This is a genomic window from Streptomyces sp. NBC_00258, from assembly GCF_036182465.1.
Taxonomy (GTDB): Bacteria; Actinomycetota; Actinomycetes; order Streptomycetales; family Streptomycetaceae; genus Streptomyces.
The window spans coordinates 1,536,459-1,559,888 of the sequence record NZ_CP108081.1 but is presented as its reverse complement, the minus strand read 5'-3'; the positions used below and the strand labels follow the sequence as shown (position 1 = coordinate 1,559,888).

Annotated in this window: 17 protein-coding genes; 5 read left to right on the top strand and 12 right to left on the bottom strand. The window is 68.3% G+C overall.

The window, feature by feature from the left end; translation table 11 throughout:
• Positions 1–42: 42 nt before the first annotated feature.
• From OG718_RS07310 to OG718_RS07300, 3 genes are all read right to left on the bottom strand, one after another.
• Complete coding sequence (locus OG718_RS07310; protein ID WP_328843657.1) at positions 43–1,641, bottom strand: FAD-dependent oxidoreductase; 1,599 nt, start codon at positions 1,639–1,641, stop codon at positions 43–45.
• 58 nt (positions 1,642–1,699) lie between these two features.
• Entirely contained in the window at positions 1,700–2,797 is a 1,098-nt protein-coding gene (locus tag OG718_RS07305) for a LacI family DNA-binding transcriptional regulator (RefSeq protein ID WP_328843656.1), read from the bottom strand.
• A 308-nt stretch (positions 2,798–3,105) separates the two neighbouring features.
• Positions 3,106–3,384 (bottom strand): LysE family translocator, encoded by a 279-nt coding sequence (locus tag OG718_RS07300; protein ID WP_260695686.1) that lies wholly within the window; start codon positions 3,382–3,384, stop codon positions 3,106–3,108.
• Positions 3,385–3,589: 205 nt separating this feature from the next.
• Between OG718_RS07300 and OG718_RS07295 the strand changes: the two genes are divergently transcribed.
• The 3 genes from OG718_RS07295 (at position 3,590) to OG718_RS07285 (ending at position 5,780) form a co-directional block, all read left to right on the top strand.
• Positions 3,590–4,723, top strand: coding sequence for a serine hydrolase domain-containing protein (locus OG718_RS07295; RefSeq protein WP_328843655.1), 1,134 nt, complete (start codon positions 3,590–3,592; stop codon positions 4,721–4,723).
• Between the two features lie 38 nt (positions 4,724–4,761).
• Positions 4,762–5,361 (top strand): YdcF family protein, encoded by a 600-nt coding sequence (locus OG718_RS07290; protein ID WP_143642648.1) that lies wholly within the window; start codon positions 4,762–4,764, stop codon positions 5,359–5,361.
• A gap of 278 nt (positions 5,362–5,639) precedes the next feature.
• On the top strand, positions 5,640–5,780 hold the full coding sequence (locus OG718_RS07285) for a hypothetical protein (protein ID WP_328843654.1): 141 nt from the start codon (positions 5,640–5,642) through the stop codon (positions 5,778–5,780).
• Here the strand turns inward: OG718_RS07285 and OG718_RS07280 are convergent.
• The 8 genes from OG718_RS07280 to OG718_RS07245 form a co-directional block, all read right to left on the bottom strand.
• Positions 5,777–6,505 (bottom strand): spermidine synthase, encoded by a 729-nt coding sequence (locus tag OG718_RS07280; RefSeq protein ID WP_306935728.1) that lies wholly within the window; start codon positions 6,503–6,505, stop codon positions 5,777–5,779. The two genes, OG718_RS07285 and OG718_RS07280, sit on opposite strands and share 4 nt — an antisense overlap.
• Before the next feature lie 141 nt (positions 6,506–6,646).
• On the bottom strand, positions 6,647–8,332 hold the full coding sequence (locus OG718_RS07275; RefSeq protein WP_143642650.1) for a ribonuclease J: 1,686 nt from the start codon (positions 8,330–8,332) through the stop codon (positions 6,647–6,649).
• 458 nt (positions 8,333–8,790) lie between these two features.
• Positions 8,791–9,528, bottom strand: a complete 738-nt coding sequence (locus OG718_RS07270) for a phosphotransferase (RefSeq protein WP_328843653.1) — start codon at positions 9,526–9,528, stop codon at positions 8,791–8,793.
• Between the two features lie 175 nt (positions 9,529–9,703).
• Positions 9,704–12,172, bottom strand: a complete 2,469-nt coding sequence (locus OG718_RS07265; protein WP_328843652.1) for a CBM35 domain-containing protein — start codon at positions 12,170–12,172, stop codon at positions 9,704–9,706.
• A 100-nt stretch (positions 12,173–12,272) separates the two neighbouring features.
• Positions 12,273–13,097: a carbohydrate ABC transporter permease gene (locus OG718_RS07260; protein ID WP_143642752.1), complete on the bottom strand. Its 825-nt coding sequence runs from the start codon at positions 13,095–13,097 to the stop codon at positions 12,273–12,275.
• Between the two features lie 44 nt (positions 13,098–13,141).
• Positions 13,142–14,071: a carbohydrate ABC transporter permease gene (locus tag OG718_RS07255; protein ID WP_143642653.1), complete on the bottom strand. Its 930-nt coding sequence runs from the start codon at positions 14,069–14,071 to the stop codon at positions 13,142–13,144.
• A gap of 31 nt (positions 14,072–14,102) precedes the next feature.
• Positions 14,103–15,437 carry an ABC transporter substrate-binding protein gene (locus OG718_RS07250; RefSeq protein ID WP_143642654.1) on the bottom strand — a complete coding sequence of 445 codons (1,335 nt, stop codon included), beginning with the start codon at positions 15,435–15,437 and terminating at the stop codon, positions 14,103–14,105.
• Between the two features lie 109 nt (positions 15,438–15,546).
• A complete protein-coding gene (locus OG718_RS07245; RefSeq protein ID WP_143642655.1) occupies positions 15,547–16,614 on the bottom strand; it encodes a LacI family DNA-binding transcriptional regulator in 1,068 nt (355 codons plus the stop codon).
• An 85-nt stretch (positions 16,615–16,699) separates the two neighbouring features.
• Between OG718_RS07245 and OG718_RS07240 the strand changes: the two genes are divergently transcribed.
• Positions 16,700–18,835 carry a glycoside hydrolase family 36 protein gene (locus OG718_RS07240; RefSeq protein ID WP_328843651.1) on the top strand — a complete coding sequence of 712 codons (2,136 nt, stop codon included), beginning with the start codon at positions 16,700–16,702 and terminating at the stop codon, positions 18,833–18,835.
• Positions 18,836–18,931: 96 nt separating this feature from the next.
• Here OG718_RS07240 and OG718_RS07235 read toward each other — a convergent pair whose 3' ends face one another.
• Positions 18,932–21,592 carry a cellulosome protein gene (locus OG718_RS07235; protein ID WP_328843650.1) on the bottom strand — a complete coding sequence of 887 codons (2,661 nt, stop codon included), beginning with the start codon at positions 21,590–21,592 and terminating at the stop codon, positions 18,932–18,934.
• Positions 21,593–22,322: 730 nt separating this feature from the next.
• Here OG718_RS07235 and OG718_RS07230 point away from each other — a divergent pair.
• Positions 22,323–23,378, top strand: coding sequence for a LacI family DNA-binding transcriptional regulator (locus OG718_RS07230; protein ID WP_328843649.1), 1,056 nt, complete (start codon positions 22,323–22,325; stop codon positions 23,376–23,378).
• The last annotated feature ends 52 nt before the right edge of the window (positions 23,379–23,430 follow it).

Sequence of the window (23,430 nt, the reverse complement as noted above, 5' to 3'; positions counted from 1 at the left end):
GTGGAGCCGCGCCGCCCGAACTCCCGTCCACGCGGGAGTCGTTCAGTAGCCGCGTACGTCCGGCCAGTGGCGTTGCACTCCGTCGTGGTCGAGCAGCCGCGCGAACTCCTCGAACCGCTTGTCCTCGGCCTGCACCTGATGCGGCTCGACGTCCTCGGCGACGCAGTGCGCGGCCAGGGCACCGGCGACCTCGCCGACGTTCCACTCCACCGGGTGGAGCCGGTAGCAGCCGTTGGTGATGTGGGTTGTGCCGATGTTCTTGCCGGCGGGCAGCAGGTTGCGCACCCGACGCGGCACGAGCGCGCCGAGAGGGATCTCGAACGGCACGGACCCGATGTCGATGTAGTCGTCGCCGCCTGTCGAGGGGTGCAGGTCGATGCGGTAGCTGCCGACACCCACCGAGTCGCGGTGGCGCGTGCCGCCGTGCGGGCCGACGAGGTCGATCGCCACGTCGTGCTCGGTGACCGTGGTGACGGCCTTGATACGACGGGACTCGCGGACGTACGCCGCCTTGGCCAGGCCGTCCGCAGTGCCGGTCACGTCCGGGCGGATCCGCAGGCCCGCGAAGCCGGTGCCGCCGTCCGCGCGCGGCGCCTCGGTCTGCAGCCAGTACAACAGGGACAGTGACAACTGCCTTGCCTCGCGCAGCGCTTCGGCCTCCTGGCCGATGTACGGCTTGAGCCAGTAGTCGTTGAGCGGCCAGTTGACGAGTGTGATGTCGGAATCGAAGGCGCCGGGGGAGTGCAGCTTGCGGGCGAGGATGCGGCGAAAGCCCCACAGTTCCTTGTCGCCGGCATCGGCGCTCTGGTCGGCGGAGACGCTGAGCGGGTCGAGGGCTGGATTCGGTACGAAGGTCCGCGGCACCGGCTCCAGCGTGCGCGGGTCGGGCGCCTCGAAGCCCAGCAGCGGGCCGGGCCAGAACGAGGGCCGGTAGCTGCGCCAGAAGCCGTAGTCCTGCGGCCGGTCGATCGTGTGGTCCTCGCCCTCGTGATGGGAGAGCGCGAAACAGACCGTGATGCCCTGCTGGTTGAGCGGCTGAGCCTCGTCAGGTGCGTGCGGCTCGTCGAACTCGGCCCGCGCCTCGGCCCCGTTCGCGTGCTCGACACCCGCGAGGTGGAGGAGTTCGCCGGTCTCGGTGGCGTCCAGGACGTAACGCGCTGTGAGGGTGCGATGTGTCCCGTCGCGCAGGTCCTTGAGGGTCACCGACCGTACGACATCGTTGTCGGACTCGGCGGAGACCGGCCGGTGCTCGGTGAGTACGGTCAGCCGTCCCGCCGCCCGGTGTGGCGCGAGCATGCCCTCCAGGACGGCGAGGGCGACCCTCGGTTCGTGACAGAGCTTGCTGACGCGGCCGGCTCCAGGGTTGAGGTCGGTGAGCGCCAGGGCCTCGGCCCGCAGCGGGTACCAGTGGCGGTAGTAGCTCCGGATCTCCTCGCGCAGCCGCCGGTACGAGGCGGTCGTGCCGAACTGTTCGACCCACGGGTGCTCGTCGGGCGGTACGGCCTGGCTGGTGAGCTGGCCGCCGATCCAGTCCGTCTCCTCGGTGAGCACGACGCTGCGTCCTGCCCGGCAGGCGGCGAGTGCGGCGGCCACGCCACCGAGGCCGCCGCCCACGACGAGGATGTCTGCTTCGGGTATCACGCTTCTCCTTGCTGCTGGTTCGCGTTCGTTGGGGGACAAGGTCTGGTGGGGACCGTGTTCAGGAACTGGCGCGCGGCGGTGCGGCAGTCAGGCCCGGGCGGAAGACACAGCTGACGAGTGGCTCTCGCGCCTCCTCGCCCGCGACGAGCGCGGCCAGCAGACGTACGGCCGCGGCGCCCAACTGCGGCCGGGGGATGTCGAATCCGGTCGGATCGGGCTCACCCGCCAGGTCCGCGGGCGGGCTGCCGAGCAGGGCGAGGGACACCTCCGAGGGGCAGTCGAGGCCGGCCTCACGCACGGCGGAGAGCAAGCCTCGCCAGGCCGCCCCGGTGTCGGTCTCCTCCGCGACGAAGGCCGTCACTCCTTCATCGGCCCAGGCGCGCAGCCGTTGAGGTGTGAGGTCCCGCTGCGGATCCGCGGACCGGTAGACGGCCGCGGGCCCGGAGGGCAGACCTGCCGCCTCCAGTCCTTCGAGGAAGCCGCGCTGACGGTCCGCCGAGGCGGGCGCGTCGTCGTCCTCGCGGACGAGGACGATTCGTCGATGCCCCAACTCGGCCAGACGGCCTACGACTTCACGTGTGGCTTCGACATAGTCCGCGCCGACCCATGCCACGCCCTCCAACTCCTCGCGGCGGCCCAGGTGCACGACAGGGAAGCCGTCCTCGACCAGCCGCTTGAGCTCCACCCGGGGTGTGTGCCGACCGATGAAGAGACAGCCGTCGGCGAGCCGGACCCGGCTCAGGGCGTCGGGACCCGCGGCCCCCGCGCCGCCGGTGCTCGACCCGGTGAACAGCACCAGGTCATAGCCGAGCGCCGCCGCCTCGCGCTCCACGCCTACCAGGAAGGGATAGTACGAGTGCTGCACATCGGTGGGGAACGTGGCGGTGAAGCTGAAAACGCCGAGCAGGTTGTTGCGGGCGGCGGCCAGCCGCCGGGCGGCCGGATCCGGCACGTAGCCGAGGCTGCGCGCCGCCTCCAGGACCCGCTGCCGGGTCTCCTCGGAGATGATGCGTCCCTTGCCGTCGGGCTTCGGGGAGAGCACCAGGGACACGGTCGCCTGGGACACCCCTGCGAGCCGAGCCACCTCGGCCTGCCGGGGCCGCGACGTACGACCGGCCGGAGCGGGCGTACGTCCGGGCCGCTTCCTGGGTTCCACAGTGACTTCTCTCCTCCGGGACAGGGGCCTGGTGCTGTCGGCGACGGCGCCGTTAATGCGTATTACCTAATGCGCATTAACGAGAGGATGCACCTCGCTGCCCAGCGGGTCAAGAGGTGGGACGGAAGTGCCGTGGAACAGAGCGACGACGATCAGATCGGCCCGCAGGGAGTGCGAAGCGGGCGGTGGGCTTCCCGTCGAAGCGACGGCGCGACCCCGGGTACCAAGATCATCCTCTGGGTGTGGGGTTTAGCTCGCCGTTGCTGTTCGAATCCCCAGGGCGACAAGCACGGCTCCCGCAAGGCGACTCATCCCACGCCGGAACCGAGGTGTGTCGATCGCCGTGTGCGCGCCGCCTTCGGATTGAGGACATCGGACCACAGCCCCTGACCGAACCCGCCGAGTCGAGCCCACGGTGAGCGCCATCGCCTCCGTACCGCTGGTTCGGCGCCGCGACGCGTGGAGCGCCACGTCGTCACGCCCAACCAGATGAGATAGATGCCACCCAGGAGTTTCACCACCGTCAACGCCTGAGCCGACGACATGACCAGGGCGGACAGGCCAACCGCGGCAAACGTTGCGTGCACCAAGAGCCCGCACGCCGAGCCAAGCGCGGCGCGCACGCCATCTCAAGGGAAACGGCGAGGCTGGCACCCTCGATTCGCATTGAGGAAAATGAAGTCAGTGATGAGATCGCGAGAGCAAGGACTTCGGCGGGTTCGTTCCCGAACCACCGCTGCCGGTGGTTGCGTTCGGGCGGGCCGGTCGGCCGCGCGGCGGATCGCTCGGCTTGTGCCGATTCTGTCGCTCCTGGCGGTGGCCGGGTGTGCCGAGGCGTCACCGTCGAAGCCGACAGCAACAGGGGCGGCCACGGCGGCGACCGTCGATTGCGGCCGGATCGCAGGTAACGGCCGGACGTTCTACGAGAGCAATCCGACGTACGAGGACGCCGTGGACGACGGTGCGGACTGGTCGCCGACCGCGCCGGAAGCGCAGGGGATGGATTCCACCAAGTTGCGGACGGGGCTGACCAAGCTGGGGGACAACTCGTCGTTGTTCAGCGTGCTGGTCATCCGGCACGACCGTCTCGTGGCTGAGCGGTACTACCACGGTAGTGGCGCACAGCGGAGCAACAACGTGCACTCGGCGTCGAAGAGCATCCTGCAGGCGCTGGTCCACATCGCCGTCGCGAAGGGTGACATCGGAAGCCTGGACGACCCGGTGGCCGACTACCTGCCGGAGTACTTCGCCAATGGGTCGGCGGATAAGAAAAGAATCACCATCCGGCACATGTTGAACATGAGGTCAGGCCTCGACTGGACAGAGGATTCGACCGAAAGGCAGGTCGAGAAGACGTCGAACTGGGTCCAGGCGATTCTCGACCGCCCCCTCAAGTCTGTCCCTGGCACGACGTACAACTACAGCAGCGGCAATACGCACGTCGTCTCGGCCGTGCTGCAGAAGGCCACCCGTATGAGCACCTGCCAGTTCGCCCACCAGTACCTATTCGGACCGATGGGCATCACGGCCGAGCATTGGGGCCGTGATCCGCAAGGCATCTTCTCCGGCGGCTACAACGTCTATCTGACGCCACGGGAAATGGCCAAGTTCGGTCTGCTCTACCTGCAGGACGGCAAGTGGGCCGGCCGGCAGCTCGTGCCACATGACGCGGTGCGGGCGGCGCAGGCCCGGACCGCCCAGGTCGACGACACATTCGCCTATTCCGAGGGTTGGTGGATGAACACCGTCTCCGAACGCTCGACGTACTTTGCCTGGGGATACGGCGGGCAGTTCATCTACGTGATCCCCAGCGTGGACACCGTGCTCGTGACGAGCGAGAACACCGGCAACAGCAGTGTCAACAAGGAGATCAACCCAAGGGAGTTCATTCGCGACCACCTGCTGCCCGCCATAACCGGACCCTGATCCCGGCGCCCCGTGCCGAGGTGCCCTAGAGTCGCCGGATGCGGCGAAGGACGGGACTGGCGATGGCTGGGGTTGCGGCCCTGGTCTGGAGCGAGTGGTTGAACTGGCGTTGGTCTCGGACTCTCGTGGGGAACAGCGAGGGCGCGGCCGAGGCCGTGGTCGTGTTGGGTTACCGGAACCCCCGGGCGACGGCGAACGTCATCAACCGATGGCGGGTCCGAGCGGGGCTTCGCTCCATCGCAGCTGGCAGTGCGCAGGGCACCCGCGTGATCTTCAGCGGTGGTGCGACCAGCAGTGGCGCTTCGGAGGCCCAGGTGATGGCTGACTACGCGAAGTCGGTGCTTGAGTTCGACGGAACAGTGCTCCTCGAGGACCAGAGCGCTACGACATGGGAGAACATCACGAACGTGATCCCACTGCTCGAGGACGTCGACCACATCAAGATCGTCTCTCAGCCGGCCCACGCGCTCAAGGCTCGCGCGTACTTGCGGCGGCAGCGCCCTGATCTGGCAGAGAAACTGGTGCGTGCGGATGACTACCGCCCTGGCGAGTGGCTGACCGTCAAACCACTGCTGGCTGCGTACGGAATTTGGAAACTCCGCGTTCTCAAGGCCGACGAACGGAAGATCTCGCTGTAGACAGCCACCGTCGCGTGTCGGGGCCGGCCTCGCCTGTCCCGCACAGCAGCGCGAAAACCCTCGCGGCGGGCACGGCGACAGTCAGGGTGGCGCTCACGTTCTCCTGGTCCACGGTGTGCACGCCCCCGTGCCACCGATGGCGGGGCTTGTAAGGGGGCCAGCCTTTCGGACGACCGTCGAGGTTGCCTTGCCATCGCCGGAACCGAGGCGGCCAAGGTCGACTCCGGCTGCTTCATGCAGCGACCCCGGCACGCCCGAGTCCGGTCCGCCTCACCCCGGTGGCCCGGGCCGCAACCGTCCTGGTCGCCGTCCTCGGGGCGTCGCTGCCGGACGAGGTCGGCCGAACCTTCCACCTGACGCGGCCCTGGTGCGCGGTGATGGCGATGACCGACCCGGACCTGGCCAACTTGTTCACCTAGGGCGTGTCCGCTCCTGTGCCGGCCACGTAGACGGTGTTGGTCGATGTGCCGCCTTGCAGGGGATTGTCGAAGTGGACGACATGGGCCGCTGACTGCGGGAAGACCTCTGTGAGTGCGGAGGCGAACTGTGCGTCCGGCGGGTCGTTCGACCACAGGGCGAAGACCCCGTTGGGGTGGAGGTGTTCGCTGAGAGCGCGGAGCCCGGCGGGCTGGTAGAGCGCCGCGTGGCGCGGGTGGAGCACATGGCGCGGCGAGTGGTCGACATCCAGCAGGATGGCGTGGAAGCGGCGGCCCGGCTCCCTCGGGTCCAGACCGTTCGAATCGGCCGCCATCGCGAAGAAGTCGCCTTGGACCAGGCGGCAGCGGGCGTCTGAGGTGAGCCGGGCGCCGAGCGGGACCAGACCTCGCTGATGCCAGTCGATGACTTCGGCGAGCGTGTCGATCACGGTCAGCGAGCGCACCCGGGGGTCGTCCAGCGCAGCCTCGGCGGTGTACCCGAGTCCGAGTCCGCCGACGACGACGTCCAGCTCGGCGTCCGGCAGTTTCGCCAGTCCGAGTTCCGCGAGCGCGATCTCGCCGGCTGTGAACAGGCTGGACATCAAGAACTCGTCGCCGAGCTTCACCTCGTACACATCGGTGCCCGATGCCGGGTCGCGTCGGCGCCGCAGACTGATGTCGCCCATCGCTGTCGGGCGCCAGTCGATCTCCTCGAAACGCGCGCTCATCCGTTTACCTTTCTGATGCACCGTCGGTGCTGGAAGCCGATGCCTGGAACGCTGCTCCGCGCAGGCGTGGACGCAGGCGCGAAACCGTCCCTGCCCTGCCGACAGGACTGCCGGCAGGGCAGGGAGGGGGAAGGAGGCCGGTCAGGCGTCGATGATGACGGGGATGATGAGGGGCCGGCGGCGGTGGGTACGGAAGGCCCAGTTCGCCACGGCGCGGGCGATGAGCTGTTCCAGCTGGTGTGCGTCGCCGACGCCTTCCTGGGCCGCGGTCGCCAGAGTCTTCTCGATGACAGGGATGACCGGTTCGAAGGTGGTGTCGTCGTGGACGAATCCCCGGGCCAGGAAGTCGGGCGTCTCGGCAAGGGCGCCCGTGTCGGCGTCGACGATCGCCACCACCGTGACCACGCCTTCCTCCGCGAGGGTGAGGCGATCCTTGAGGGACGCCTCGGTGGCGCCGCCGACCTCCATGCCGTCCACGTAGACGTTGCCCGCGGGCACCTTGCCGGTGATCGACGCACGCCCGTCCACGAGGTCGACGACGACGCCGTCCTCGGCGATGACCACCCGCTCGGGATCGACCCCCGTACGGATGGCCAGGTCGGCGTTGGCCCGCAGATGGCGCCACTCGCCGTGCACGGGCATGACATTGCGGGGCTTGACGATGTTGTAGCAGTAGACGAGCTCACCGGCGCTGGCGTGCCCGGAGACGTGCACCTTGGCGTTGCCCTTGTGGACGACATGGGCGCCCCACCGGGTCAGCCCGTTGATCACCCGGTAGATGGCGTTCTCGTTGCCGGGGATCAGGGAGCTGGCGAGCAGGACGGTGTCGCCCTTGCCGATGCGGATCACGTGGTCGCGGTTGGCCATCCGGGACAGAGCCGCCATCGGCTCGCCCTGGGACCCGGTGCACACCAGGGTGATCTTGTGGTCCGCCAGCTTCTCCATTTCCTTGGTGCTCACGACCAGGCCGCTGGGAACCTTCAGGTACCCGAGGTCGCGGGCGATGCCCATGTTGCGGACCATGGAGCGGCCCACGAAGGCGACCTTGCGGCCGTGCTGGTGCGCGGCGTCCAGAACCTGCTGGATGCGGTGCACGTGGCTGGCGAAACTGGAGACGATCACCCGACGCGGGGCGGTACGCATCACCTGCTCGATCGCCGGGTTCAGCTCGCGCTCGGAGGTGGTGAAGCCGGGGACCTCGGCGTTGGTGGAGTCGGTGAGGAAGAGATCGACGCCCTCCTCGCCGAGGCGGGCGAAGGCGCGCAGGTCGGTGATGCGGTCGTCCAGCGGGAACTGGTCCATCTTGAAGTCACCGGTGTGCAGCACCATCCCGGCCCCGGTACGGATCGCGACCGCGAGGCTGTCCGGGATGGAGTGGTTGACCGCCACGAACTCGCAGTCGAAGGGGCCGAAGCTGCGCCGGTCGCTCTCACGTACCCGCACCGTGCGCGGCCGGATTCCGTGCTCCTTGAGCTTGGCCTCCAGGAACGCCAGTGTGAGCTTCGAGCCCACGACAGGGATGTCGGAGCGCTCGCGCAGCAGATACGGCACGGCGCCGATGTGGTCCTCGTGGCCGTGGGTGAGTACCACGGCCACGATGTCGTCCAGGCGATCACGGATCGAGGTGAAGTCCGGCAGGATCACGTCCACGCCGGGCTGGGTCTCTTCGGGGAACAGCACGCCGCAGTCGACGATGAGCAGCTTGCCGGCATGCTCGAAGACGGTCATGTTGCGGCCGATCTCACCCAGACCGCCCAGGGCTACGACCCTCAGCCCTCCTTCAGGCAAGGGAGGAGCGGCTTTCAGTTCGGGATGTGGATGGCTCATATTCCGACGTTACCGGAGAGTCCGCCGAGGAGATCCACTGGCTGCCCCGACCAGCTGGTTCGGCATGGCGCGACCGAGGCGGTCAGCGGGCGGAGCGGGGCTACCACGGCAGCGGACGGGACAGCGCGCGGCGGAGGGTACCGCCGAGCCGACATCACGATCCGATCGCGTACGTACGGGTATGGACCGGTATCACCGGAGTACGTGTCACCCAGTCGACCTCTGCTCGAATCGCGTCGGGTTGGTGATCGATTCAGGGCTTGCCCACAAATTCGGATCCGTATCCGGGAAGGCCGCCAGGAAATCCTCGCCGGCCAGGGTCGAGTCCTGTTCCCCGGATTCACCGCAATGATTGAACACCTCCCTTACAGGGCGGACCCGGGCGACCGGTCAGGCAAGTCCTCTCCGGGCGGCACCATCCTCGTCGTCGGCAGGGACGACGCCCGTCACCAAGCACGTCATCGCAGTGCGCGAGCCAGGACACGCCGGTGATCCAGGACCCACTGCCAGGCATCCTGGACCTCAGTGACCGCGCTGGCCTCTCGAAGGCCGATCATCGCCTGGTCTCCCGCCTGTGCGGCAGCCTCGATGCCGCGCCAGCACCTGTCCTGCCACCACAGGATCGCAGAGATGAGGTCGCCCCGATCGGCCAGCGCGTAGGTGTCGGCGACCGACCGCAACCGCCGCGCGCTCTCGTCGATGTCTCTCACCCTGGGCCCGAGACCGATGTACTGCCAGCACACATGGGCGACATCGTGAACACGTGCGCCCGGAGCCGCCAAGTCCCAGTCGATGAACGCCAGCGGACGCAAGGCGCCGTCGACCGATCGGTAGACCGTGTTCTTGGGCGAGAGATCGTTGTGACAGACGACCTCCTGTGATCCGGCCAGTTCTGTGCCTGCTGTCAGATCGTGGAACTCCCGCACGAGCCGGGTGACCAGCAGCAGACTCTCCTCGGAGTGCACGGCTGACGGTTGTTCCCGTTCCCAGGCCACGTGCCCGTCAAGGTAGGTGAGGACCTCACGCCCGTCCTCATCGAGACCCAGGTACCGCGGTGCCCCGGGCCAGCCGCGGGCCTCGAAGAACCTGAGCAGTTGGGCGACGAACCCGGTACTGGCCGACGCAGGGCGGCGCACCGTGGCACCGACCCGCACGACGTTATTGACGAAGCCACCCGGCAATGACGATTCAGACATCCCTCCACTCTGAATCATCGAGGCCTCCACCACGGCCGACGCGGCAGAGGCCGAGCGGGGCCGACAACTCGGTGCTCGCGGCTCGGGTCATGGCGCCGGGCCGGATCTCCGCCGAGATCCGGCCCTTCCTGATGCCTGAGTCCCAGGCGTGTGCCGTCAGCGTGGAGTCGGCCGACTAGCCGATGACTCGGCCCAGTTCGATCCGGTCGATGTTGGGAGCCCACGCGGTCGCGTTCCCGAACGTGACCTTGTTGGAGCCCTTCTTGAGGTCGACGGGGACGCCCAGGGTCCAGTAGTCGTCCCAGCTCCAGGTGTTCTTGAAGGTGGCCTTCTGGGGGGCGGCGCCGCCCACCGTGATGTCCGCCGTACGGGACATGATGTCGGTGTTGTAGGAGTGGCCGTTGTCGCGCCGGTCGTTGTGCGCGTAGTGGGTGACGAGCATGTAGCGGCCGGACTTGGGCGCGTCCACCGTGAACTCGGCGGTGCTGGAGGCGCTGTTGCCGAGCCAGCCGATGTAGGAACCGGCGGAGGCGTGGGCGGAGTCGACGAGCTTGGCGCCGCCCGCGAGGGTGGCCGAGGCGCCCTCGTAGGAGAGGGTGCCTGACGTCGAGCCGGCGCCCGAGACGTCGAGGGAGCGGACGGAGGCGTCCTTGGCCGTCATCGAGATGCGGTTGTTGCCCGCCACGAGGTACAGCCGCAGGGTCCGGCCGGGTGCCGCCGTCACCTTCTCACCGTGCAGTTCCAGCTTCACCGCCGCGGAGGCGCGTGACACCACGGTGTAGTAGCCGTCGCGCGGGGCGTAGGCGTCGAAGACCGCCTTGTCGCCGGAGCGCAGGACGAGTGCGCCCGTGCCGACCCCGGCCGACGAGGAGTAGTCGTAGGACGGCTTCCCGCTGATGTCGGCCAGCGTGGCCTCGTACGAGGCGGAGGGTGCGGCGGTGGTACGGGCGGTCAGGTCGATGCGGTCGAGGGTGACCTCGGCGTCGCCCTTGGCCAGCGTCAGCACATGTTGGCCGGCCGGGAGTTCGACGGTGACGTCCTTCTTGGCGCGGTAGGTCCAGTTCTCGGTGGAGGGATAGGAGACCGTGACCGGGTCCTTTCCGTCGATCGAGAGCTTCTGCGTGGCGGGTGCCCCGGACTGGTTGCCGTACAGGATCGCCAGGTCGTACGTGCCGGCCTTGGGCACCGTCACCGTGAAGTCGACCTTGCTGGAAGCGGTGTTGAGCGAGCCGACGTCCTTAGTCCCGGAGGCCGCGTAACCGTTGGCGTTGCTGACCGTGCCCTGGGTGTAGACCTGGCCTCCGGTGATGGTCGCGTCCTCGGCCTCGTACGAGGCGGCCCAGGGGACGGAGGCGGTGGACGGGGTGCCCGAGCCGCCGGGGGTGAGGGCGATCCGGTAGGCGGACATCTTGTGCATGCCGCGCAGCGGGACGGTCACCGAACCGTCGGCCGCGACCTTGACCTTGGTCCGTGCGAGGACACGCGGCGCCGCGTGCTGGCCCTCGTAGCCGGTCCAGGCGGACTCGGCGACGGTCGCGGTGACCGTGCGGCCGAAGACGGACCGGGAGACGTTCTGGACCACGACGTCGGAGTCACCGGCCGAGCCGCCGAGCAGGACCTGCGCCTGGTGCCGCTTCTTGTCGTACGAGGCCAGACCCTGCAGGGTGTCGATGGTGTTGGCCTGCGGTGGGGTCACCTTGACCGTGTTGCCGGTCAGCCCGGCGTACCAACGGAAGAACCACCAGCCGCCGTTGGGGATGTTCGAACGCACCACGTTGCCGTCGAGGTTGCCGGCCGCGTCCCAGTAGGCCTGATTGGCGTACACCTTGTTCCGCTCGAACATCGAGACCCACTGCGCGAGTTGCCCGGGCACGGACAGGTCGCGCCGGTTGGCGTACTCGTCGATGTTGATCTTCAGCGGCGCGATGCCGAGGTTCTTCTCGATCGAGCGGTAGTTGTCGTAGTTCCCCTGGAAGTTGCGCAGAGAGCTGGAGTCCAGCTCGTGCCAGGTCATGATCTGGGGAAGGACGTTCTCCCGCTTGGCGAAGGTGAGGAAGTCGGTCAACAGGCGTGTGTGATAGCCGGATTCGTTCGGGCCGGCGATCCTGGCGTCGGGGTCGATCGCGCGGATCCGCTGGTACACCGTCTTCCAGTCCTTGAAGAACCGGTCCCGGTTGACCTCGTACTGCGCCTGGTTGGAGGTGCCGAGGTTGTACCAGATCTGGTCGGGCTCATTGAACGGGATGTAGACGAAACGGTCGCTGTTCGGGTCGGCCGACACCTCCTTGACGATCTTGTCGACCTTGGGGAGGTAGTCGTCGATGCCGAGATCCTCGTACGGCCACTTGGAGTAGATGTCCTGCATCATCACCAGGATCTCGCCGCCGCCGTTGCGGAAGAACGACTTGGAGACGGTGAGCGCGTCGCCGTTGGGGTGCTGGGCGCCGCCCTCCGGCTTCTGCGAGACGCTGGTGATCTTCAAGGGTGCCAGCACGGCGTCGCTTGGTACGCCGTCGTCGCTGAGCCCGTACAGAGTGCCGTTGGCGCCGTGCATCACCGGGCCTTCGGACGCGGCGAGATCGACGGTGACGCGCTGCGGGTCGGCGGCGGTAGCGGTCCCCGCCGCGGGGAGGGTGCCTGCCATGGCGGTGACTCCAAGTACGGCTGTGACAAGGGCGGTTCTGGTACGGGACCTGGTGCGGGATCCCGTACGGGTGGGGGTGCTCACGCTGTTGGACCTCCAGTCATTTGACGGCTCCACTGGTGATTCCGGACACGATCTTTCGCTGGGCCACCAGGAAGATGGCGACCATGGGCAGGCTCATCACCACGACGTACGCGAAGACGAGATGCCAGTTGTTGAGGTAGAGCTGGGCGCTGGCGACCTTGTAGAGGTTGAGCGGCAGGGTCGCCTTCTCTCCGCCGCCGAGGACGAAGAAGGCGTAGAAGATGTCGCTCCAGGCGTAGAGCATCACCATGATCGTCGCGGTGGCGATGACCGGCCTGAGCAGCGGCAGGATGATCTGCCGGAAGATCCGCAGGGGTGTCGCGCCGTCCATCCGCGCGGCCTCCTCCAGCTCCACGGGGATGGCCCGGATGAAGCCGGTCATGAAGAAGATCGACGTGGAGAGGTACATCCCGGTGTAGACGGCGATCATGCCGGGCCGGGTGCCCGCGAGCCCGAGCTGCCGCAGCTCCATGACGATGGTGATGACGGCGGGCGGCAGCAGCAGTCCGCTGATGCAGAGCGCGTACGCCGCCGAGACGAGCTTCGACTTGCGGCGCGCGAACACCCAGGCTGCCCCCGCCCCGAGGATCAGCACGAGAGCGACCGAAGGCACCACGACGAGCAGGGAGTTGAGGAAGCCGCGCAGCATCTCGCCCTGGCTGACGGCATCCTCGTAGTTGCTGCCCGGCTGCCACTGCTGCGGCAGGTCCAGGTTGGGCGTGATCGCTTCGGCCTGCGGCTTGGCGGAGGTGACGGCGACCAGCCACAGCGGTACGCCCACGGCGAGCCCGGCGATCAGCAGGACGAGCGCCGGACGGCCGTAACGCCAGGCGGGGTTCACGGCGGACGCGCGACGCACGGCGGATGTGGGATTCGCGGTGGTGCTCACAGCAGTTGCTCCCTTCGGCGCAGTCCGATGACGAGGGGGATCGCGACGGCGACCACGACCAGGAAGAGGACGAGGCTCATCGCGGAGGCCTGGGCGTACAGGCCCTGCCCGAAGATGCGGAACATGTAGATGTTGAAGACCTCCGTGGAGGCAGCGGGCCCGCCGCCCGTCGTGGCCTGCACGATGTCGAAGGTGTTCATCGAGCCGATCAGCGCCGTGGTGACGTTGAAGGTGAGGGCGGGAGCCAGCATCGGCCAGCGCACCGACCAGAAGGTCCGCCACGGCCCGGCACCGTCGCACTTCGCGGCCTCCAGCATCTCGCCGGGGATGCCCTTGAGGCCGGCCAGATAGATCAGCATGGACAGGCCCATCCACTTCCAGCCGTGGATGACGGTGACCAGGACCAGCGTCCAGGTCGTCGAGCCGAGCCAGGGGATGTTCGTGCCGAGGAGTCCGTTGACGGCGCCGTCCTGGTTCAGCAGCGCCTGGAAGACGTAGCCGGTGGCGAGCGCCGAGATGAGCACCGGCAGGAAGAAGACGGCGCGGAAGAACCGGTTGAACCGGGAGTCCGCCTCCAGCAGCAGCGCCAGCACCAGCCCGAAGCCGTTCTGGAAGACCGCCGCCAGCAGGGCGTACACCAGGGTCGTACGGATCGCCCGCAGCAGTGAGCCGTCGTCGGCGATGGTCTTGAAGTTGTCGAGGCCGGTGAAGGCGATGTCCGGGTGGTACGAGGACCAGTTGGTGAACGGGTAGTAGAAGTTGAGCAGGTTCGGCACCAGGAAGAAGGCCGCGAAGACGGCGATCGCGGGGAGTGCGAACCACCAGGGGTGGTGGACGGCGGCACGGGGCAGCCGTCCCACCTTTCGTGCCCGGCCCTTGGCGGGCGCCGGTTTCTGCGTGCGCGTGCGTATGGCCGTGTCCGCCATCGGAAATCCTTGCCCGTCGGGTCGGTCGGGTCTAGAAGCCGGTCGCGCCCTGGGCCTTGGCCACCTGTGCGAACTGGTCCTGGATCGCCTGTGCCACCTGCTGCGGGCTCTTCTTCCCGTAGAGCATGTCGGCGAGGTAGAGGTGGGTGTCGGGCGCGACGATCGCCTTGGCCTGGAAGACACCGATGGCCGTGGGCAGCGCCTTGACCTGGGTCATCGATGCCTGGGGAAGGCCGTCGGGGGTCGGCACGGACGGCTGCACGGAGGGGATCTTCATCGCCTTGATGTAGTCGGGGTAGTCCGGCCCGAGCCAGAAGGCCATGAACTGGCGGGCGGCGTTCTGCCGCTTCTCGTCACCGGTCTTGAACGCGACCACGCCGTTGGTCTGGTCGGGGGAGTACATCCCGGTCGCGGAGGAGTTGGCGATCGGGAACCAGCCGATCTTCTTGTCGATCTCGGCCGTGGAGTACTTGGCCTGCAACTGGCTCTGGAAGGAGGTGACGTTGAGGACCATGCCGGACTCGCCCTTCCAGAGGGAGTCGGCCTGCCCCGTGAAGGTTCCGGTCTTGTAGTTCTTCTGCGCGAGCCCGGCGTCGAGCAGCTTCTCCTTGTACTTCTTGATCGCGTCGACGACGACCGGGTCGGTCCACTTCTCCTTGTTCTGGTTGAGGTCGGCCCACCACTGCTTGTCGAGGTCGGTGAGCTGGACCTGCATCTGCCACTGCAGCGGCCACTTGTCGCCGCCGGCCTCGTAGAAACCGGCCGCGTCGGTCTTGTCCGTGATGGTGCTGCCCAGTGCCAGCAGCTCGTCGTACGACTTCGGGAAGTCCTTCTCGGCCAGCCCGGCCTTCTTGAAGACGTCCTTGTTGTAGTAGACGCCGAGCATGGAGGGGCTGGTGACGATCGCCGCGTACCGCTTGCCGTCGATCACGCCCAGCGACTTCTCGGTGTCGCCGAGCTTGGACTCCCACTCCTCCCCGTCGAGGGGGAGGAGGTTCTGCTTCGGCTGGATGAAGGGCAGCGTGGAGATGGACGGCTGCCAGAACATCAGGTCCGGCTTGTCGCCGGAGGCGAGCTTGGTAGGCACGTTCTGCTCGTACAGGTCGGGGATGGCCTGTGCCTCGACCTCGGCGCCGGTTGCCTTCTCGAAGGCGTCGATGACCTGCTTCGGCGCGTTGACCGTGTTCTGTGCGGTCCACATCGTCAGCTTCACGCCGTCGAGGCGCGCGGTCGGGTCGACCTTCGTCTGCTTGCCGCCCGAGTCGGAGGAGGAACCGGAGTCGCCGGCCGTGGGGTCGCTGCACGCGGTGGCGGACAGAGCGGCGGCGCATATGAACGCCAGCGCGGGCAGGGCTCTTCTCTTCATGGTGTGCCTTTCGCGAACGGGCTCAGGTGTGCGGATCGGAATGCGGTCCGGCTGAGAAGGTGCGAGCGGGCGGTTCGGGTGGTGCGAAGCAAGAGGGGTGGGAGCGGCTTCACTCGCGTTCGGGCGGTGGCCCCGAGCTCTCCCGCACCACCAGTTCCGGTACGGAGACGGGGTGCGGGGCGATCTGCGCGGACTCCTCCAGCACACCGTGCAGCAGGGCGAACGCGGATCGTCCGAGACCGGTGAAGTCCAGTCGTACGGTCGTCAGCGACGGGGTGAGATAGGCGGAGTGCGGGGCGTCGTCGAACCCCGCCACGCTGACGTCGCCGGGGACTGCCCGGCCCGTCTCGTGGAGGGCGCGGATGACCCCGAGCGCGAGGTCGTCGTTGCCGCACAGAATCGCGGTGACGTCAGGGTTCCCGGCGAGTTTCAGGCCCGCCGCGTGGCCGCCCGCCGGGCCCCAGCTGCCCTGCAGCGGGCGGGGCCGTGGCGCTCCGGCCTCCTTGAGCGCCTGCTGCCACCCGGTGGTTCGGGCGCTGGTGCGCCGGGTGCTGGACGGGATGGCGACGTAGTGCACGGTCTCGTGGCCGAGGGAGAGCAGATGGCGGGTCGCTTCGTAGGCGGCCTCGCGGTCGTCGGCCCACACCCAGGGGCGGTCGTCGCCGGGCGGGCTCGCGGGGGTCTCCACCACGCCGACGACCGGCAGATCGGCGGGCACCGCGCCCAGGGCCCGTACACCGGCCGGATCGTATGCGATCACGATCAGACCGCCGCCGGCGTCCGCCGACCGCTGCACCTGGGCGGCGACTTCCGCCTCGTCGGCCCCGTCGGCCGATTCCAGTACGCCGATCCCCACGGTGTAGGAGGCAGCCCGCGCCGCCTCCTCGATGCCCTGGAGGACCGAGGCGTAGCCGTAGTGCGTGGTGTTGGAGGTGAGCACGGTCACGGCGCGGCTGCGTCCGCTGGCGAGGGCGAGCGCGGTGGAGTTGCGCCTGAACCCCAGTTCGTCGATGGCTGCGAGCACCCGCTCCCGGGTGCTCGGCTTGACGCTGGGATGGTCGTTGATCACCCGCGAGACGGTCTGGTACGAGACCCCGGCCGCGGTCGCGACATCCCTGATACTCACCGAGCGCCTTGTGTGACCGGTCACATTCATGCCAGGATTGTGACCGGTCACATGAGGCTCGTCAAGAGACCGTAATCATGAATTCACGCGGCAGACTCAGACCGCCGTCAGCGGCGGTCAGCGAGAGGGGAAGACGTTGACCGTTACGTCGGACGCGGCGGGCACGGCCCCCAACGACACTCACCAGCAGGTCACTTGGGGCCATCGGGCGCTGGAGGCGGAGTTCGCCACCGGCGCCGACGGGGTCCTGCGGTTGGTCCGGCTGGCCCGCCCCGGCGACCCGGTGTCCGAGTCCGGCTCGGACGCTCCTCTCCACCTTGTGGAGCTCACTGCCCTCGGCCACGGCAGCGGTTGGTCGGGTCCCCGCTTCACCGGCACGGCCTTCGGTGCCCGGCTGAAGCACCGGGGACACACCACCCGGGAACGCGACGGCTGGACGTATTTGACCGTCGAACTCCACGACCCAGGGACCGGTTTGACCGCGTTCGTCGAGTGGTCCTCGCCCGTCGGACTGCCCGTGCTCCGCTCCCGCGTCCGCCTCCGCAACGACGGAGAGGAACCCCTCGTCGTCCAGTCCGTCAGCAGTCTGCTGCTGGGCGCCCTTCCCTCCCCCGACAGCCTCGACGTCCACCGCGCCCGCAACGACTGGCTGGCGGAGAGCCGTTGGTACACCGAGCCGCTGCGGGACACCGTCGCCGACATCCATGTCGACGTCCACCAGCACGACAGCCGGGCGGCACTGACCCTGGCCGGCCGCGGCAGCTGGCCCACCGACGGGCACCTCGCGATGGGCGCCCTCACCGAACGCGGGGGCGACCGGGCCTGGTTGTGGCAGATCGAATCCCCGGCGGGCTGGCGCTGGGACCTGGGCGAGCGCGACCACGGCACGCATCTGGCGCTGAACGGCCCAATGGACGCGGAGCACCAGTGGCGCGTCCGACTGCCCCCCGGCTCCGAATTCACCACCGTGCCCGGTGTCCTGGCCCTCGGTTCCGGGCTGGACGACGCCTTCGGCGCCCTGACCTCGTACCGCCGTGCAGTACGCCGCTCTCACCCGGACCACACCACGCTGCCGGTCGTCTTCAACGACTACATGAACACGCTGATGGGCGACCCGACGACGGAGAAACTGCTGCCGCTGATCGACGCGGCCGCCGAGGCCGGGTCGGAGTACTTCTGTATCGACTCCGGCTGGTACGACGACGGCACCGAGGGCTGGTGGGACAGCGTCGGCGAGTGGCTGCCCTCGCCGCGCCGCTTCCCCGACGGCGGAATCCAGGAGGTCCTCGACCGTATCCGGGAACGCGGCATGGTGCCCGGACTGTGGCTGGAGCCGGAGGTCGTGGGCGTGCGCAGTCCCGTCGCGGACTCACTGCCGCCGGACGCCTTCTTCCAGCGCGACGGTCTGCGCATCACCGAGCAGGGCCGCCACCAGCTCGATCTGCGACACCCCGCCGCCCGTGCGCACCTGGACAAGACGGTGGACCGGCTCGTCGGTGACTGGGGGGTGGGCTACCTCAAACTGGACTACAACATCGTGGTCGACCCGGGTACGTGCGCGCCCGGGGACATCGCGCCGGGAGCCGGGCTGCTCGGTCATGCCGAGGCGTACCTGGACTGGCTGTCCGAGGTGCTGGACCGGTACCCGGGTCTGGTGATCGAGAACTGTGCCTCGGGCGGGATGCGGATGGACGGGGCAACACTGGCCGTCACCCAGCTCCAGTCCACGAGCGACCAGCAGGACCCGCTGCGCTTCCCGCCGATCGCCGCCGCCGCGCCGACGGCGGTCCCGCCCGAGCAGGGCGCCGTCTGGGCCTACCCGCAGCCCGAGTTCGACGATGACCTGATCACCTTCACCCTGGGTGGGGCGCTGCTCGGTCGGATCCATCTGTCGGGCCACCTGAACCGGATGCCGGAGCGCCAACTCGGGCTCGTACGGGACGCGGTGGACGTGTACAAGTCGATCCGCCGGGATCTGGCGGAGGCCGTGCCGTTCTGGCCGCTCGGCCTTCCGGGCTGGACGGACGAATGGCTGGCCCTGGGGATGCGCGTGCCCGGTGACAGTACGTCGTACCTCTCGGTCTGGCGCCGCGGTGGTGAGACCGAACTCCATCTGCCGGTGCGGCACTTGGCGGGCCGGCAGGTGCGTACCGAGATCCTGCACCCGTCCGCTCCGACAGCCGGCTCGGCGGTCTGGGACGGGGACGGACTGAGGGTGTCGCTGCCGCGCACGCCCGCCGTCCTGCTGATCCGTCTCACCTCGGGCGCATAGGGGCAAAGGTCACTGCACGGCCGCGAGAACGCGTGGATGCCCAGGTGCCGACCGGAGTCCGGTCGACACCTGGGCGTTCCGAGGAGGCTCAGGCCGCTACTTCTCCGTCATCGGTGTGACGGCGACCTGGTCGATCACCGGTGCGTACGGGGATCGCTGGTCGTACTGGTTGTAGGTGTCGCCGTCGAAGTCGGGGAGTTCCTGTGCGGTGAAGGTCAGCCGGTTCGTGCCCTTCTTCAACGTGACCGGGACGGTCAGGTCCCGGAAGCTGTTGAAGTGGAAGGTGGTCGGGAAGAGCAGCCGGCGTGCCGTTGCGCCGTTGACCGAGAGGTCGGCGTGGCGGGCGATCGGGTCGGGGTTGTAGTGGGTGGCGGGTGCCTGTTCGGCGTTGGAGTAGCGGATGGTCACCGCGTGCTGTCCCGCCCGCTTGGCGACGACGTCGAGGGTGAGGGCGTTGGCCTTTCCGTTGCCGATGTCCGTGACGGCCTTCCCGCCCGTGGCGAAGGTGTACGCCTCGGTGGCCTTGGCGGCGCCGGTCAGTGTGCCGCCCTCCGCCTGGTACACCTTCGTCGCCAGGTTGCCGCTGGACGGCGCGACCCGCAGCCGGTCGAGGACCAGCTCGCGTGAGTCGCCGGTGACGGTGATCTTGTTGATGCCCTCGGACAGGAACACCCTCATGACGTCTGTGCCACGCTTGCCGGCTCCCACCTTCGGGATGTCGAGCTTCTCGCCGTTGAGGGACACCTTCGCCCGGCCGCCGCCGAGGTGGTCCAGGGACACGGCCGCCTCGCCGTCGGTGGGGGAGTGGACCCAGAAGGTCGCGGAAGCACCCTTGGGCAGTGGTACCGCGCCCGGCCCCGAGACATTGCGGTAGCCGTAGCCGGGCCGGGTCCCGGTGACGGTGGCGTACTCGGCCTCGTAGATCGCCGGACGGGTCACGTTCTCGTCGCGCAGCGACAGGTCGATCTTGTCGATGATCGCGTCACCCTTGGTGACGCCGAGGTCCGGGTCCTGGGCGGCGAGCGTGATCCTGTGCTTGCCCGCGGTGAGCTTCACCGTGGTGTCGGTGTGGCCCCAGACCACCCACTTGTAGCCGAGCGGCAGCCGCAGTTCCTGTGGGTCCTTGCCGTCGACGCGCAGGAAGACGTTGGTCGGGCCCTGCTCCTTCACCAGATCGAACAGGTTGTAGGAGTTGGCGAAGACGCTCAGGTCGTACGTTCCGTCCTGCGGGACGTCCACGTCGAAGGAGAGCACCCCGTCGGAACCGGTGCGCAGGCCGCCGACGTTGTAGTTGCCCGACGTCGCGAACTTGCCGACGTCGGAGGGCGTGCCCTCGGGGCCGTTCTTCGAGTAGCCCTTGCCGGTGTAGGCGGCGTTCTCCGCCTCGTACGTCTTGCGCCAGCTGACCGATGGCTCGGCAGGCTCCGCGCTGTTCCCGCCGGGGGAGAGGATGACCTGGTACGCCGACATCTCGTTCATGGCGGTCATCGGCAGGGTCACCGTGCCGTCCTTGCCGACGGTGACCTCTTGGTCCGCCAGCCGCAGCGGCTGCGCCGAGTCGCCGACCTGCCCGGTCCACGGGATCTCCTGCACGGTGGCGTGCACCGTCTTCCCGAACAGCTTCGGGTCGATGTTCTGGAAGACGACGTCCGCGTCGCCGCTCTTGCCGCCGAAGATGGCCCGGGACTGCTTCTTCTCCTCGTCGAGGGTGGCCACGCCCTGAAGCGTGTACTGCTGGTTCGGATGGGGCGCGGTCACCTTCACCGTGTGCCCGGACATCTGGCCGTAGGCGTTGAACAGCCACCACTGGCCGTTGCCCTTGTTGGCGTCGACGGCCGAGTCGTTGAGGTTGCCGTCGATGTTCCAGTACGCCAGGTCGGCGTCGATCTTCGACTCCTCGATGGCGGAGACCCACTGGACGACCTGGCCGGGCACGGAGAGGTGGTAGTTGTGCCCGTACTCGTTGACGTTGATGGGCAGCGGGTCGATCCCGACCTCCTTCTCCCACTGCCGGTACTTGGCAACGCTCGTGCGGACCGCGGCGGGGCTGGACAGCTCGTGCCAGGTCATCACGTCCGGGACGACGTCGTTGGCCTTGGCGTACTGCAGGAAGCCCTTGACCTGGTCGTACAGGACGGAGGTGTTCGGGCCCGCGATGCGTGCGTCCGGATCCAGGCTCTTGATGAGGTGGTAGGTCTCCTTCCAGGCCGCGAAGAAGTCCTTCGGGTCGTTGAGCCAGGAGGTCTTGTTGTAACTCCAGTTGCCGGTGCCGAACATGTTCCCTTCGGGCTCGTTGAAGGGGACGTAGACGACGTGGTCCTTGTAGTCGCCCATGGTCAGGGCCTGCCGGACCTGCTTCTCGATCTTCCCCTGGAAGTCGGCGAGCCTCGCGGGACCGTCCGCGCCCGGCCACTCGTAGGGGAAGCCCCGGTAGATGTCGGTCATGTAGATGTAGACGTCCTTGCCGCCGGAGTCCACGAACGGCGGCAGGATCTCCAGCGCGTCCGCGCCGGGGTGTTGCGGACCGTCCTGCGCCTTGGTGGACACCGTGCGCAGGTGCATGCCCTCGATGAGGTTGCGGCTCGGCGCTCCGTCGCCGTAGATCCCGTACAGCGAGCCGCTGGCACCGCCGTGGAAGGCGCCGGTGTCGGTGGCGAGATCAATGACGAGCCGTTCCGGCTCCGCGGCCTGGGCCATACCTGCTGACGGTACGGCGAGCATGGTGGTGAGGACGGCTGCCACCGCGGCGGCTCCCATCGTTCTTTTTCGTGGTCGCACTGAAGTCTCCGTGAGTTCCGTGGCTTCTCGGACGCTGCGGTCCGACGCGTTTCGTACGTACGAGGTCCGGGCCGTGCATGGGTCTGCTCCCGTTCCGTCGGGGAACGGCTTCGCAGGGGCGAACCGGTTCGATTTCGCGCTGCGAGACGGGAGTCGTCCCAGTCGAGTGGCGCTCAGGTCGTGGGCTTCGGGTACACCCGGCCGGCCGTCGGGGCGTGCACCGCGTCGTTGCGCCGGGTGTGTCGAATCGGCGACGCACCCGGCCTGAGGGATGCACAGGGATGGGGCAGCGATGCCTCAAGGCATGGGTGATGCCTCGACAGCGGTCATGGTCCCCCCGATGTTCATCGAACCGGTTCGGGGAAGCTAGCACCGAGGAAACCGGCCAGCAATAGCCCCGACACAGATCTCTTCGGCTCCGCACGGGCTGCCGTCCTGATGGATTCAAGGTTGTCGCCGACCGTCACATCCGGCCCCTGGCCTGCTGGTGAGCGGGTATGCACCCAGGCGGGCCGGGGTCAGTGCCTGCGCGCACCGAGGTTTCCGGGCCGTTACGGGAAATTCGGTGCGAGGCGTTGACACTCGTGCGGGTTGCTCCTAACTTCACTTCACGCGAACCGGTTCGACGATCGGTGGCCGTCCGATCTCCATCACTGCGATCATCGGAACCGGTTCGCCCGATCTCGGCAAGATCTCAGCAAGGAGTCCTGTGAACATCGGTGAGATTGCCAAGCGGGCCGGTGTCTCGCGGAGCACCGTGTCCTACGCACTGAGCGGGAAACGCCCCGTGTCCGAGGACACCCGCCAGAAGATCCAGAGCGTCATCGACGAGCTGGGCTACCAGCCCAACGCGAGTGCGCGTGCCCTGGCCAACGGCCGGACCAACACCATCGGTCTGGTTTTCCCGCCGGCCGGGAACCACTACACCGGCATGCAACTGGACTTCATCGGCAGCGTCACCGAGGCCGCCGCGGCCTACGACTACGACGTGCTGCTCTCTCCGAGCGGTGCCGACAGCGACCGCTCGTTCCAGCGGCTGCTGGGCGAACGCCGCGTCGACGGCGCGATCCTGATGGAGATCCGGCTGGAGGACGACCGGCTCGACCACCTCGCCGCGGTGGACTTCCCCTCCGTCGCCATCGGCCGCACCGCCCACCCGGAGGGCAGCTGGTGGGTGGGCCTGGACCACACGGCACTGGCCGCGGCCTGTGTGCACCACCTCGCGGACCTGGGCCACCGCAGGATCGCCTTCGTCAACCGGCCCGAGCAACTCCTGCGGGCCGGGTACGAGTCGGCCCACCGAGGTCTGGAGGGTTTCACCAAGGCCGCGGCGGAGCGCGGGCTGACCGTCCGGACGTACTGCTGCGGGGACGACGCGGCCTCGGGCCTGGCCTGTCTGGAGCGGATCCTGCACGACGAGCCCACGACGACGGCCTTGGTCACGCTGAACGAAGCCGCGCTGGGCGGCCTCTACCGAGGGCTGACCGCGGCCGGCCGCCATGTGCCGCGCGACTTCTCCGTCACCGGGGTCGTGGCCAGCAGGTGGGCGGAGACCGTGACCCCGCAACTCACCGCGGCGGACGTGCCGGCGGAACAGATGGGCCGCCTCGCGGTCGAGCTGCTCGTCGAGCGGCTGGACCACCCCGACACACCGGCCCGGCATCACCTGCTCACTCCGCCGATCTCGTTGCGAGCGAGCACCGCGCCTGCCGGCACCGCGCCCACCGACCCGGCTCCGGACCTCGGCGCCTCTACGAACGGCTGACCGCCGCCCCGCTCTCTTCCTTTCCGTCTCCGCTCCCCTTACCGGCGGCCTG

What these genes read in the sequence shown, in the direction of transcription:
- OG718_RS07265 (WP_328843652.1), bottom strand. Translation starts at nt 12,172, where the DNA reads ATGGCAGGCACCCTCCCCGCGGCGGGGACCGCTACCGCCGCCGACCCG.
- OG718_RS07275 (WP_143642650.1), bottom strand. Translation starts at nt 8,332, where the DNA reads ATGAGCCATCCACATCCCGAACTGAAAGCCGCTCCTCCCTTGCCTGAA.
- OG718_RS07280 (WP_306935728.1), bottom strand. Translation starts at nt 6,505, where the DNA reads ATGAGCGCGCGTTTCGAGGAGATCGACTGGCGCCCGACAGCGATGGGC.
- OG718_RS07235 (WP_328843650.1), bottom strand. Translation starts at nt 21,592, where the DNA reads ATGGGAGCCGCCGCGGTGGCAGCCGTCCTCACCACCATGCTCGCCGTA.
- OG718_RS07270 (WP_328843653.1), bottom strand. Translation starts at nt 9,528, where the DNA reads ATGTCTGAATCGTCATTGCCGGGTGGCTTCGTCAATAACGTCGTGCGG.
- OG718_RS07255 (WP_143642653.1), bottom strand. Translation starts at nt 14,071, where the DNA reads ATGGCGGACACGGCCATACGCACGCGCACGCAGAAACCGGCGCCCGCC.
- OG718_RS07250 (WP_143642654.1), bottom strand. Translation starts at nt 15,437, where the DNA reads ATGAAGAGAAGAGCCCTGCCCGCGCTGGCGTTCATATGCGCCGCCGCT.
- OG718_RS07290 (WP_143642648.1), top strand. Translation starts at nt 4,762, where the DNA reads ATGCGGCGAAGGACGGGACTGGCGATGGCTGGGGTTGCGGCCCTGGTC.